This window comes from Rhodococcus sp. Chr-9, from assembly GCF_000801125.1.
Taxonomy (GTDB): domain Bacteria; phylum Actinomycetota; class Actinomycetes; order Mycobacteriales; family Mycobacteriaceae; genus Rhodococcus; species Rhodococcus pyridinivorans.
The window spans coordinates 88,470-100,932 of the sequence record NZ_JTIZ01000118.1 but is presented as its reverse complement, the minus strand read 5'-3'; the positions used below and the strand labels follow the sequence as shown (position 1 = coordinate 100,932).

Here is a 12,463-nt window from a genome sequence, read left to right as displayed (position 1 = left end):
CAGAACGTATTGACAAACCAGCACCCAGACCGCAAAGTTAGCACCAATTCTCCAGCTGCGTCACCGCTGGGCGCATACGGAACCGTCACGACAGCGGCACTTTTCGAAGGACCGAGGAGGACTCGTGAGAACCCGATTCACCGAGATTTTCGGGGTGGAGCATCCCATCGTCCAGGGAGGCATGATGTGGGTCGGCCGCGCCGAACTCGTGGCCGCCGTGGCGGAGGCGGGAGCGCTCGGCTTCATCACTGCACTGACCCAGCCCACCCCGGAGGATCTCGTCCGCGAGATCGAACGGACACGCGAACTCACCGACAAGCCGTTCGGCGTCAACCTCACCATCCTGCCGTCGATCGATCCGCCGCCGTACGCCGAGTACCGCCAGGCGATCATCGACTCGGGCGTGAAGATCGTCGAGACCGCCGGCTTCAACCCGGCCGACCACCTGCCGCACTTCAAGGATGCCGGCATCAAGGTGATCCACAAGTGCACGAGCGTGCGGCACGCGGTCAAGGCCGAGCGCATCGGCGTGGACGCCGTGAGCATCGACGGCTTCGAGTGCGCCGGGCACCCGGGCGAGGACGACGTTCCGGGCCTGATCCTCATCCCCGCCGCGACGAGCAAGCTCAGCATTCCCGTGATCGCGTCGGGCGGCATCGCCGATTCCCGCGGGCTCGTGGCGGCACTCGCGCTCGGCGCCGACGGTGTCAACATGGGCACCCGCTTCATGTGCACGGTCGAATCGCCCGTGGCCCACGAGGTCAAGGAGCAGATCGTCCGCAACACCGAACTCGACACGAAGCTCATCTTCCGCACGCTGCGCAACACCGCTCGTGTCGCCACCAACGCGGTGAGCGAAGAGGTTGTCGAGATCGAATCGCGCGGAGCCGAATTCGGCGACATCGCCCACCTGGTCGCCGGCGCCCGAGGCCGCAAGGTCTTCGAGGACGGCGAACTCGACGCCGGCATCTGGACGGCCGGGCAGAGCCAGGGGCTCATCCACGACATCCCCACCGTCGGAGAACTGGTCGACCGCATGGTCGCCGAGGCGGAGGCCATCATCACGGGTCGCCTGAACGACATCGCCGGTGCAGATCGGGCGGTGCGCGCATGACCTCGACCACCACCGAGAGCCTGCGGTCCGAACTCGCCGACGGCATCCTGCGACTGACCATCACGCGTCCGCGCCGGATGAACGCGATCGACCTGACCACGATGAAGACGCTGAGCGACGCGGTGAAGGCGGCCGGCGACGACGAACGCGTCCGTACGATCGTCGTCACCGGTGAGGGATCGGCGTTCTGCACGGGCGCGGACCTGGCTGCGGGAGCGGCGGATCCGCAGGACCCCGGTGTCGTCATGGACACCGCCAACGAACTGGTCCGGACGATCGCATCCGTCCCGGTGCCCGTCGTCGCGGCGGTCAACGGTCCCGCGGCGGGCGTCGGTGTCTCGATCGCCCTCGCGGCCGATCTCACCTACGCGGCCGAGAGCGCGTACTTCCTGCTCGCCTTCGTCAACATCGGACTGATGCCCGACGGCGGCGCGAGCCTGCTGGTTCCGGCCGCGATCGGGCGGGCCCGGGCCGCCGAGATGGCACTGCTCGGCGAGCGGGTGTCCGCGCAGGACGCCGACCGGTTCGGGTTGGTCGCCCGCACCCTGCCCGATGCCGAACTCGCCGCGCACGTCGACGCCGTCGCCTCGCGGACCGCATCCGGTCCGCGACGTGCCCTGGAACTGACGAAGCGGGCCCTCAACGCCTCGACGCTCGGCGAGCTCGACACGGCGCTCGCGCGGGAGAAGGACGGTCAGGTCGAGCTCCTCGGCTCAGCCGACTTCGCGGAGGGTGCCATGGCGATGCTGGACAAGCGTCCCGCTCGCTTCGCCTGACGGGACGATCCTTCCCGGCATGGTTCTAGGAGGATCGACAAGGAACTTTCCGGACGGGAGCAGGAACCGACGTGCTCGTCGAACACCCGCTCCCGTCCGGTGAAACCAACGCTCTACCAGTGTTTTCTGCCTCTTTCACCCGTTCTCGCTCGGCGACGACGCCTGGAGCGAGGCGGTCCGCATTCGTGGAATCTCCGTTAACAAAAGCTCTGGCCCAAACCGTTCCGGGTCTGTAATGTGCCTCACACATCGACGGCTCGGAACAGGCCGTGCCCGCACTCCCGCCACGTCACGAGAGGATCATCGATGGTTCCCCCCTCTGTCGTTTCCGAAGCGGTCGGCTCCGACGCCACCCGCTTCCGTAGCAACAACTGGAACAATCAGGTGGCGCGCCACGCCCTGATGATTCCCCATCGCACGGCCTTCCGATTCCGCGGCGAGACCATCACCTGGTCGCAGCTGGACACGCGTGTCGAGAAGCTCGCCGATGCACTCTCGCGTCGCGGCATCGGCTTCGGCGACCGCATCATCATCCTCATGCTCAACCGTCCGGAGTACGTCGAGATCGTGCTCGCGGCCAACGCCCTCGGTGCCATCGCCGTGCCGGTGAACTTCCGCCTCATCGCACCCGAGGTCGCCTTCCTCGTGGGCGATTCCGGCGCCACGGCGATCGTCGCGGAGGGGCCGCTCGTCCCGCTCGCCGCCGCCGCGCGTGGCCAGGCGGAGGGCATCGAACTGTCCATCACGGTCGGAGTCGAGCCGGAAGGCGACTCGCTCTCCTACGAGGCACTCGTCGCCGAAGAGGGCGAACCCCACCCGCCGGTGGAGATCCCGAACGACACGCCCGCGCTCATCATGTACACCTCGGGCACGACGGGCCGGCCCAAGGGCGCCGTGCTCACCCACTCCAATCTCGAAGCGCAGTCGCTCACCTGCATCCGGGCCTTCCGTCTGTTCGACGAATCGGGCATCGGTTTCTGCGCGTCGCCGATGTTCCACATCGCGGCCCTCGGCTCGATCGCGCCGAGCCTGATGCTCGGCACGCCCACCGTCATCCACCCGGTCGGTGCCTTCGACCCGGAGGAACTGCTCGACGTGCTCGAGGCCGAGAACGTCACCAGCCTGTTCCTCGTGCCGGTGCAGTGGCAGGCGATGTGCGCCGCGCAGCAGGCCGAGCCGCGGAAGTTGAAGCTGCGCAACATCTCCTGGGGTGCGGCGCCGAGCTCCGACACGATCCTGCGGGCCATGGCGGAGACCTTCCCCGATGCCTTCAACGTGGCGGTCTTCGGCCAGACCGAGATGTCGCCCATCACCTGCGTGCTCGACGGCGACGACGCCATCCGCAAACTCGGCTCCGTGGGCCGGGTCATCCCCACAATCCAGGCGCGTGTGGTCGACGACGAGATGAACGACGTCGCTCCCGGTGAGGTCGGCGAGATCGTCTACCGCGGTCCCACCATGATGCGCGAGTACTGGAACAACCCCACCGCTACCAGCGAGGCATTCTACGGCGGATGGTTCCATTCCGGCGACCTCGTGCGCGTCGACGAGGAGGGCTTCGTCTACGTCGTCGACCGCAAGAAGGACATGATCATCTCGGGTGGCGAGAACATCTACTGCGCCGAGGTGGAGAACGTCCTGTTCGGGCACCCCAAGGTGCTCGAGGCCGCGGTCATCGGTCGCCCCGACGCGAAGTGGGGCGAGGTGCCCGTCGCCGTCGTCGCGCTGAAGCCCGGCAACGACGACCTCACCCTCGACGAGCTCCAGCCGTACCTGGACGAGCACCTCGCACGGTACAAGCACCCCAAGGAGGTCGTGATCGTCGACGCCCTGCCGCGCAACGCGAGCGGCAAGGTCGTCAAGGGTGAACTCCGCGGCGGTCTCCCCGCCGTCGCCCAGGGCTGATCCCCGGCTCACTCCTCGTACGAACGAACGGGGACCGGACCACTGCGGTCCGTGTCCGCGTTCGTCGTCGTGCCGGAGGGACGCACCGACGCGACCCGCTTCGTCATCACGTTGAAGAGGGTCGACGACCGGTGGTTGCTCGACGGAGCCGACACGCGGTAGCGCGGGCCGGCTTCCGTCGTAGCGGAACGTCGGGCACCACCGAATTCGTCAGGCCTCGGTGAGCGTCTTCGACGCGGTGTCGTCCGGGCTCGTATCGGCCCTGCGCGGGACGGTGAAGGTCGCAGCGACACAGGCGATTGCGACCGCGAAGCATGCGACTGTGTACCACAGGCTACCGATCGGGTCGCCTGCCTCGGTGACCCCGTCGACGGCGGAGAACCAGTCGGGCAGAGCACCGATCCACAGCACGGTCATCACGACGAGATAGGCGACGGCGTACCAGCGGACGAGGTCGTTCGAATAGGGCCGATCCGTGGGTGTACTCCGCAGCCGGGACCACTGGCGTGAGAGCACGTAGATCGCCACGATCGACAGGATCACGAGTTCGGCCGCGTAGATCGTTGCCCGAACCGTCGTGCTGCCCATGCCGATGACGGTCGCCGGCGCAGGGAGGATCACCACACCCACGGACGCGAGTAGTCCGACGGTGACCGTGCGCCAGGTCAGTTCGAGCCCGCCGAAGGTGCGACCGGCGTCGATGTGCCGGCCGACGAAGAACTGCGCGCAGAATGCGAGCGACATCGGCCACAGGGCAGCGAAGACCACGACGCTCGGGAGCGGAACGGAGTCGAAGAAGGGCTGGTTGATCGGGTTGTCGAGCGACCACTCCCACCACCGCAGCTGCGGTCCGAGGTGATCGAAGATCTCGTAGAAGGCGTGGTGGACGAAGCCCACGCAGACGGCGCCGACGACGGTGCCGTACTGCCGGAACACCCCGAGCATCCGAACGATGTCGAACGCGATCGTCGCCATCATCGGGTAGATCGCGATGATGTACAGCGGCAGGCGTCCCCACATGAACTCGACGGTGAACACGTTGTGCGCGAACATCGTGTCGAGGTAGTCCTCCACGCCGAAGGCGTCGGGGAAGTACAGCAGCGGTTCGATGATGAACAGGAACGCGAGGGTGCCGAGCCAGACGACGAGGTTCGTGGCGTCACCGGTGCGCCGCAACCGGACGATCGCGTACACGAGCATCAGCACCGCCCCGAGCACGATGGTCAGCTCGAGGACGGGCAGCGTCCAGTTCTCCAGCGCGAACGGACTGCGCAGTTCGAAGATTCCCCCGGCTTCGTCGCACGAGAATCCGAGGCGGGTCGAGAGGTCCTCGAAGGTGGGCGAGCACAGGTCCGACATCAGTTGTTCCTCCCGCCCACGGTTTCCGCCGTGTACCAGTGCGAGACGTCGTAGCCTTCGTCGAATCGACGGAACCACACGTCGGCGAGGGCCGGCAGCTTCTCGTGGTCGGGATTGTGCTTGGGCATCTGGCTGCGGATGATGCCCACCAGCGCGACGAGCTGTTCGCCGAGCGGCAGGACGTCGAAGGCGCGCGGCATCGGGCCGTGATCCTGGTACTGGAGGAACGGCAACCGGCGCCGCAGGTTCTGCTTACGGCGGTGCGACGCGAACATCGACATCGTGTTGATCTTCCGTTCCTGCAGCGGCACATGCTTGTTGAAGCCCTCGCACGCGATGGCGATGACGTCGAGCACGTGCTTGAACACCGAGGGGGCCTGCCGCATGCGGTACAGATCGCTGCCGACCACCGCGTCGAAGATGATGAGCGCCGAACTGCGGTGTTCGACCTCCTCGACGAAATGCCAGATGAACAACGAGGCGACCCGGTCGTCGCCGGGGCGGAAGAGCGCCGCGTCGTTGTCGAGCATGAGCTTGAAGACGGGAGTGAAGGTCGCCTCGAGATCGGCGGTGTACGCGAGGCGGTATTCGGGGGAAGTCTCGGCGGTGAGCTTGTCGAAGGCGCCGATGACGTCGTCGAGCGTCTCCTGCAACCCCGGATAGCTCTTGATCAGTCCCTTCACGTGCTGCCGGTGGGCGGTGGAGTGCTGCCCCTCCTGGTACATGAAGGCGTTGGCCTCTTCGAGGACCTCGGGATCGGTGATGCGCGGGGTGATCTCGCGGATCATGTTGACGATCATCTTCTCGAAGCCGATCGCGAGGAGCGAGACGGCGTTGGCCATGCTCGAGAAGGCCGGGTTCTCCTCGTTCCACAGGAACGGCACGTCGTAATCCGCGAATGCGAAACGCATCTTGCGGACCTGCAGGTTCGTCATGGGGCGGTACCTCGTCTCGTCGACGCCGGGCTGGCTGGGGACCTGTTTCGGGACACGGTCGGGAGGACCTCTAACGAGCCGGGAGGCCCCGATCGACGTGACCATACACGAAATGCGTCATGTGTATGATAGGTGTCCTATTCGCCCGCGGGAGCCCGTTTCGCACCACATCCACCGAGGTCGGCTGTGTTACCGTCGGGCCTTCTCCAGGCGACGGCTCGAGGAAGCGCGAAGTGGCACGTAGACGTGGGTGGGGTGGGAGTCCTCCCGCCGACGACGAAGAGGCGTCGCAGCGGATCGTTGCCGCTGCCGTCGACCTGATCGACCGGACCGGCGCGGAGATCAACATCGCCGATGTGGCCCAGTCCCTCGGGGTGATCCGCCAGACGGTCTACCGCTACTTCCCCAGCGCGGACGCCCTCATGCGTGCGGCCGCCATCGCCTCGGTCGAAGGATTCCTGGAACGACTCACCCGGCAGGTCGCGGGACTCGACGATCCGGTCGAGGCCATGACCGAAGGTGTGGTCTACACGCTCGCGGAGGTGCGTCGCACCCCGCATCTCGGCATCCTGCTGTCGAGCACCTATTCGAACCCGCATCCCGAAGCGATCGCCTCGGAGGAGGCGTGGATGTTCGGCATGGCGATGATCAAGCGGTTCGACGTCGACTGGGAGGAACACGGCTACGACGACGACTCCCTCGCGGAGTTGGTCGAGTACGTGCTGCGCACGATGCAGTCGTTCTTCGTCTCGCCGGGAACCCCGCCACGCTCCGACGACGATCTGCGCCGCTACCTGCGACGATGGATGGGTACGGCGATGCTCGCCCAGCGGGAGTGGGATTCCGGCAATCTCGCGAAGCGCGACTGCTCTCCCGTAGAGTCCGGCTCGTGACGAACGAGCAGCAGATCAGGCGTGCCGATCGTACGCGCGACGGCGATCCCCAGAACGTTCCCCGCCCGCTGGAGGGTGAAGCCGACCGCACGGTGGTGGAGACGACCTGGGGCGAGGTGCAGCCGATGCAGGTGGCGGCGGGCGTGGCGACCGTCGGTGAACTCGAGGTGATCGAACTGCTCGACCGGGGCGCTGCGCTGGTGGACACGCGGGTGCCCGATTCCCGGAGCGGGGTGAGCCTCCCCGGTGCCGTGAACATCCCGCACGAGGATATCGTCGAGAGGAGGGGTGAGCTCGACCCCGCCCGGACGACGATCGTCTTCTGCAACGGTCCCCAGTGCCCTCAGTCGCCCGATGCGATCCGGAAGCTGATCGATGCCGGATATCCCTCGTCCGCGCTCGCCTATTACCGCGGGGGACTGCACGACTGGGCGACTCTGGGATTCCCCCTCGCCCCGGTCCGGCCGGCGTCGTGAAAAGGGCTTGCGTTCGCACTGTGATGTAGCTAACATCGAAGGTGCGAATCGAGCTTATGAGACGTCCGCGGACGACAGAGAGAAGCTCGTGAAGCAGAGATCCGGCCCGGAGAACGCGTAAAGCGAATCACCGGGCCGAACCCCTGTTCAGGGGAGGTTTCGGGGCCGATCGCCGCGACTGCAGCAGGGGTTGCACAGGGCGTCTGGGAGGCGGTCGCGCCCCACCACCCCGCCGCCGTGACTACGGCCTCGACCTGCTCGTCGGCGACGTCGCGGCGCTCATCGAGTCGGTACCCGGTGGTCGCGCGCACGTTGTCGGCCACGACTGGGGAGCCGCCGTCGCGTGGGTGCTCGCGGCGCATCGTCCCGATCTCGTCCGCACCGTGACGGCGGTGTCCGTTCCGCATCCGACGGCGTTCATGCGCTCGTTCTTCACCAGCGGGCGATCGGATCCGCCGGGGTCGACGCGACGGCCCACTACGTCAGTGGGCCGTACCGACGGGAAACGCTCGTCGGTACGAGCCACTGGATTCCCGACGAGGAGCCGGAGAAGCTCGCGCGGCTGGTCCTCGAACACATCGCCGCGCACGGTTGATCACTCAGGCGCGCAACCGTTCCTGCCGCAGCAGATCGACCTCGGGCAGATCCAGCGGCGGCAGCGAGTCGACTCCCAGAGCGCGCATCAGGAGATGATCGGCGAGCTCGGGATTGCGGGCGAGCACGGGACCGTGCAGATAGGTGCCGATCACCGAACCCTGCACGGCACCTTCGAGTCCGTCGCCCACGCCGTTGCCGACACCGCGGTCGACGCGGCCGAGTCCGGTGGCATCGGACCCGAGAGTCGTTCCACCGCGGTGGTTCTCGAATCCCGTCAGCGGCTGGGTGAGGCCGGAGAGGGTGGGGCGGATGACAATCTCGCCGATCGCGCGGGTCTGCTGCGGCGAGGTGGTCGCGTCGAGGATGCCGACACCGTCGACGCGTTCGCCCGAGGACGTCTCGTACCAGTGGCCGAGCACCTGGATCGCGGCACAGATGGCCAGCACGGGCGCTCCGCGCTCGGCGGCGCGCTGCAGACCCGGATAACGCTGCAGGTGCCGCGTGGCCAGTCGCTGCGCGGCGTCCTCGGCACCACCGAGGGTGTAGAGATCGAGGGACTCGGGGACGGGATCGTTCAGTCCGATCTCGACGATCTCGGCGTCGTGACCGCGCATCCGCAGGCGCTGGCGCAGCACCAGGGCGTTGCCTCCGTCGCCGTAGGTGCCCATCACGTCGGGCAGGACGAGTCCGATGCGGACGGTCGACTCAGACATGGGCAGCTCTCCTGGCGATGGCGGTGTTGAGATCGCGGAACGCGGTGTAGTTGGCGAGCACCTCCACGCGGCCGGGAGGGCACGAGGCGATGGCCTTCAGCGGATCCGGCACCAGCGTGTGCTCGACACCCGCGTAGGTCAGGCGGACGGCGAGATCGGTGCCGCGTTCTCCGGCTGCCACCACCTGCACGCCTTCGAAGTGTTCGAAGCGGACGTCCCACAGCCACGACAGGTCCTCACCGTCGGGCACCTGACCGTTGACGGCGATCACCAGGCCGTCGACGGTCGGGTCGATCATCGACAGGGCCTCCTGCCAGCCGGCGGGGTTCTTAGCGAGCAGCATGTGCACCGAATGCGGTCCGACCTGCACCGTCTTGTAGCGACCGGCGACCTCTTCGACGACCGAGGCGGCAGCGACGGCCTTCGCCGGATCGGCACCGAGGGCGACGGCGGCCGCGACCGCCTGGGCGGCGTTGCCCCGGTTGGCGCGACCGGGGAGGGTCAGCTTCAGCGGGAGGACGAGGCCGTCCGGTCCGTACAGGTTCTCGTCGTCGACCCACCAGTCCGGTGTCGGCCGGGCGAAGTCGGAGCCGGTGCTGTACCAGTGGTCGCCTTCGCGAGCGATCGGCTCGCCCGTGCGCGGGCAGCTCACCGAGTCGTTGGCCCAGCCGGCGCCGGCGGCGACCCACACGACGTTCGGGTTGTCGTAGGCGGCGGACGTGACGAGCACGTCGTCGCAGTTCGCGACGATCACGGCGTCGGGATGCCGCTTCAGGCCCTCACGCAGCTTCCGCTCGATCATGTTGATCTCGCCGACCCGGTCGAGCTGATCGCGGGTGAGGTTGAGCAGCACGATCGCGCGGGGCTCGAGGGCGTCGGCGACGTGCGGGGTGTGGAGTTCGTCGACTTCGATCGCGGCGAGCGGCGCCCGGAGATCGGTGGCGAGCGCGGCGACGATCCCGGCGTCCATGTTCGCGCCGTCCGCCTGGGTGACGACCGAATCGATCGTCTCGAGCGCGGCGGCCGTCATACGGGTCGTTGTGGACTTGCCGTTCGTCCCGGTGACGAGCACGGTCTGCCGGCCGTGGCCGAGCTGCTTCATCAGTGCCGGGTCGATCTTCAGGGCGACGAGCCCTCCGATCATCGAGCCCTTACCGCGTCCGGCCTTCTGGGACGCCCACGCGGCGGCTCGGGCTGCGCGCAATGCGAGCCGTCCACGTGCGGTGATTCCTGTGCTGGTTCCCACGTCGGCGAGTGTTCCACAGGCGCGGGAGCGTTGTGTCGCCGGAGGAGCGTCCTGCTCGTCACACTGCGGTGTCCGCCCTGGGCGGCGAGGGCTCCGACGATGACGATCACACCGCCGATCAGGGAGGACGGTGCCGGTCGCTCGCCGAGCGTGATCCACGCGACGGTGAACCCGACGACCGGCACCATGAGGGAGAGCGGCGCGACGGCCCCGGCGGGATAGCGCGACAGCAGCGAGGCGTAGATGCCGGTGCCGGCGATCGTGCCCGCCAGGACGACGTAGGTGAGTCCGGCCAGCGCCAGGCCCCCGTCCACGGTGGTGACGGCGGTGCCGAGGGTGGACCAGACCTGCGGGCCCTCGGCGAACCAGGAGATCCCGAAGAAGGGGAGCACGGGCACGACGCACATCCACAGCATCAGGCGCATGGGGTCGGCGGCGCCCGCTTTGCGGGTCGCGATGTTGCCGACCGCCCACGACAGACCGGCGAGCACGGCGAGGGTCATGGGGAGCAGGCTCGCGTCCGCGACGCCCTGCCCCACGGCGACGATCACCATGCCGGACACGGCGACGACGAGACCGGCGAGGCGGACACCGTCGAGCCGTTCGCGCAGGAACAGTACGGCGAGCAGGACCGTGAAGGGCGCGGACGACTGCAGTACGAGCGACGCGAGGCCCGTGGGTAGACCGGCCTCCATCGCCCAGAACAGGAAGGCGAACTGGGCGAAGCCGAACCCGGCGCCGTAGAGCAGGAGCCAGCGCAGGGGAACGGCGGGTCGCGGGACGAACAGCAGGACCGGGACGGCGATGATCGCGAAGCGCAGTCCGGCGAAGAAGAACGGCGGGAAGTGGTCGAGGCCCAGTCTGATCGCGAGGAAGTTGCATCCCCAGAGCACCACGACGGTGAACGCGAGCAGACGGTCCCGGAACGACATGCCGTCAATTCTTTGCGCAGGAAACAATCAGGACAAGCGAATGTTCCTGAAGAAAGTGTGTAGTTTTACTACATGGATGTCGTGCGATTGCGAATACTGCGCGAACTCGCCGACCGCGGAACCGTGGCTGCGACAGCCGCAGCGTTGTCGATGACACCGTCAGCCGTCTCGCAGCAGCTCAAGGTGCTCGCCCGGGAGGCGGGAGTGCCCCTGCTCGAACCCGACGGCCGACGCCTGCGGTTCACCGACGCGGGTCGTGCGCTCGTGGTGCGCACCGACGAGGTGCTCGACGCCCTCGACCGGGCCGCCGACGAGATGACCGCCTATGCGCGGTCGCCCCGCGGACGGGTGCGCGTGGCGTCGTTCCCCTCCGGGGCAGCACTCCTGCTGCCGGCCGTGCTCGAGGCGGCCGGGGCGATCGGCGTCGAGTTGGACGTGAGCGACGAGGACGTCCCGGCCTCGGCCGCGCCCGCACTGCTCGCCGACTACGACGTGGTGCTCACCCACCGCGACGAGCGTTCGGCTCCGCTGTCCGGTCCGCGTGTCCACGTCGAGACGCTCATGCGCGAACCGATCGATGTCGTCCTCCCTCCCGGGCACCGGCTCGCGGCGCAGGACCGCGTGCAGGTCGACGAACTGGTGGGGGAGCACTGGATCAGCGTGCGGGGTGGATTCCCCGTCGACGACGTGTTGCTCTCCGTCGCGGCGGTGACGGGCATCCGTGCTCGGGTTGTGCACCGCATCAACGACTTCCGTGTCATCGAGGAACTCGTCGCGGCGGGGCACGGGGTGGCCCTGCTGCCGCGGTACTCGGTTCTGCATCCCGCCTTGGTGCGCCTGCCGCTGGCCGGTGTACGTGCGGCGCGGCTCTACGAGCTCGTCACCCGCCCGGGAGCGTCGCGACGGCCAGCCGTGGGTGCCGTGCTCGACAGCTTCCGGACCGCAGCGGCACGGAAGCTGTCGATGTGAACGAACGGGTGGTCGCGCGGGATCAGGCGAGTGCCTTGGCCTTCAGTGCGTCGAACTCGGCCTGGTCGATGACACCCTCGTCGAGCAGCTTCTTCGCGTCGGCGATGTGTTCGGCGGGCGACTTGCCGGCGACCGAGCGGATGTAGTCGTCCTGCACGGCCTTGTACTGCGCGGCCTCCTTCGCGGAGCGCTCTGCCATTCCGGTGCCGTGGACGATCAGATAGATCAGGCCCGTGAGCCACGGGAAGACGAACAGGAAGACGATCCAGATCGCCTTGACCCAGCCGGACTGTTCGCGGTTGCGGAACAGATCCCCGATGATCATCCACAGCATGATGAGGTACGCGATGAATGCGAAGCAGACGATGATGTACCAGATGATGTCCATGAATTCCATACGCACACTCCGGGTTCGAGCAGAACGACTCTGCGGGACGAGAATTGCGGAATTCGACGGATATCACCCGTGAACGGGTTCGTTCTCGTCGAACATTCGGAACTGTATCTTTCCGGAGAGTGCGGTAATTGCCCGAAACGGTATTTGCGAG

Annotated in this window: 13 protein-coding genes and 1 pseudogene; 8 read left to right on the top strand and 6 right to left on the bottom strand. The window is 67.4% G+C overall.

What is annotated here, in order from left to right; translation table 11 throughout:
- The first annotated feature begins 124 nt into the window (after positions 1 to 124).
- The 3 genes from QR64_RS18450 (at position 125) to fadD5 (ending at position 3,795) form a co-directional block, all read left to right on the top strand.
- Positions 125 to 1,114 carry an NAD(P)H-dependent flavin oxidoreductase gene (locus QR64_RS18450; protein WP_006552461.1) on the top strand — a complete coding sequence of 330 codons (990 nt, stop codon included), beginning with the start codon at positions 125 to 127 and terminating at the stop codon, positions 1,112 to 1,114.
- Positions 1,111 to 1,890 carry an enoyl-CoA hydratase gene (locus tag QR64_RS18445; protein ID WP_039586665.1) on the top strand — a complete coding sequence of 260 codons (780 nt, stop codon included), beginning with the start codon at positions 1,111 to 1,113 and terminating at the stop codon, positions 1,888 to 1,890. The genes QR64_RS18450 and QR64_RS18445 overlap by 4 nt, the downstream gene beginning before the upstream one ends.
- 306 nt (positions 1,891 to 2,196) lie before the next feature.
- Positions 2,197 to 3,795 carry a fatty-acid--CoA ligase FadD5 gene (gene fadD5, locus QR64_RS18440; RefSeq protein ID WP_039586663.1) on the top strand — a complete coding sequence of 533 codons (1,599 nt, stop codon included), beginning with the start codon at positions 2,197 to 2,199 and terminating at the stop codon, positions 3,793 to 3,795.
- Positions 3,796 to 4,005: 210 nt separating this feature from the next.
- On the opposite strand, the gene QR64_RS18435 is transcribed toward fadD5, so the two are convergent.
- On the bottom strand, positions 4,006 to 5,154 hold the full coding sequence (locus QR64_RS18435) for a hypothetical protein (protein WP_033097920.1): 1,149 nt from the start codon (positions 5,152 to 5,154) through the stop codon (positions 4,006 to 4,008).
- A complete protein-coding gene (locus tag QR64_RS18430; RefSeq protein ID WP_039586662.1) occupies positions 5,154 to 6,089 on the bottom strand; it encodes a metal-dependent hydrolase in 936 nt (311 codons plus the stop codon). The genes QR64_RS18435 and QR64_RS18430 overlap by 1 nt, the downstream gene beginning before the upstream one ends.
- 233 nt (positions 6,090 to 6,322) lie before the next feature.
- Here QR64_RS18430 and QR64_RS18425 point away from each other — a divergent pair, with 233 nt between their 5' ends.
- The 4 genes and pseudogenes from QR64_RS18425 to QR64_RS28730 all read left to right on the top strand — a co-directional run bounded on the left by QR64_RS18425 (position 6,323) and on the right by QR64_RS28730 (position 8,053).
- Positions 6,323 to 6,982: a TetR/AcrR family transcriptional regulator gene (locus QR64_RS18425; RefSeq protein WP_033097919.1), complete on the top strand. Its 660-nt coding sequence runs from the start codon at positions 6,323 to 6,325 to the stop codon at positions 6,980 to 6,982.
- Complete coding sequence (locus QR64_RS18420) at positions 6,979 to 7,458, top strand: rhodanese-like domain-containing protein (RefSeq protein ID WP_006552455.1); 480 nt, start codon at positions 6,979 to 6,981, stop codon at positions 7,456 to 7,458. The genes QR64_RS18425 and QR64_RS18420 overlap by 4 nt, the downstream gene beginning before the upstream one ends.
- A 143-nt stretch (positions 7,459 to 7,601) precedes the next feature.
- Positions 7,602 to 7,910: pseudogene (locus tag QR64_RS27360) on the top strand (alpha/beta fold hydrolase); the annotation flags it as partial.
- Positions 7,802 to 8,053, top strand: coding sequence for a hypothetical protein (locus QR64_RS28730; protein WP_033097918.1), 252 nt, complete (start codon positions 7,802 to 7,804; stop codon positions 8,051 to 8,053). The pseudogene QR64_RS27360 and the gene QR64_RS28730, both read left to right, overlap by 109 nt.
- Before the next feature lie 4 nt (positions 8,054 to 8,057).
- Here the strand turns inward: QR64_RS28730 and QR64_RS18410 are convergent, their stop codons facing one another.
- Genes QR64_RS18410 through QR64_RS18400 form a run of 3 tightly spaced genes read right to left on the bottom strand, consistent with a single transcriptional unit; the run spans position 8,058 to position 10,946 of the window.
- Positions 8,058 to 8,768: a type 1 glutamine amidotransferase gene (locus tag QR64_RS18410; protein ID WP_006552453.1), complete on the bottom strand. Its 711-nt coding sequence runs from the start codon at positions 8,766 to 8,768 to the stop codon at positions 8,058 to 8,060.
- Positions 8,761 to 10,014, bottom strand: coding sequence for a Mur ligase family protein (locus tag QR64_RS18405; RefSeq protein WP_024102795.1), 1,254 nt, complete (start codon positions 10,012 to 10,014; stop codon positions 8,761 to 8,763). Before QR64_RS18405 ends, QR64_RS18410 begins: the two co-directional genes overlap by 8 nt.
- Positions 9,909 to 10,946: an EamA family transporter gene (locus QR64_RS18400; RefSeq protein ID WP_039586660.1), complete on the bottom strand. Its 1,038-nt coding sequence runs from the start codon at positions 10,944 to 10,946 to the stop codon at positions 9,909 to 9,911. Before QR64_RS18400 ends, QR64_RS18405 begins: the two co-directional genes overlap by 106 nt.
- Before the next feature lie 72 nt (positions 10,947 to 11,018).
- Between QR64_RS18400 and QR64_RS18395 the strand changes: the two genes are divergently transcribed.
- Positions 11,019 to 11,915, top strand: a complete 897-nt coding sequence (locus QR64_RS18395; RefSeq protein WP_039586658.1) for a LysR family transcriptional regulator — start codon at positions 11,019 to 11,021, stop codon at positions 11,913 to 11,915.
- Positions 11,916 to 11,937: 22 nt separating this feature from the next.
- Here QR64_RS18395 and QR64_RS18390 read toward each other — a convergent pair whose 3' ends face one another.
- Positions 11,938 to 12,312: an SHOCT domain-containing protein gene (locus QR64_RS18390; protein WP_006552449.1), complete on the bottom strand. Its 375-nt coding sequence runs from the start codon at positions 12,310 to 12,312 to the stop codon at positions 11,938 to 11,940.
- Positions 12,313 to 12,463 lie beyond the last annotated feature (151 nt).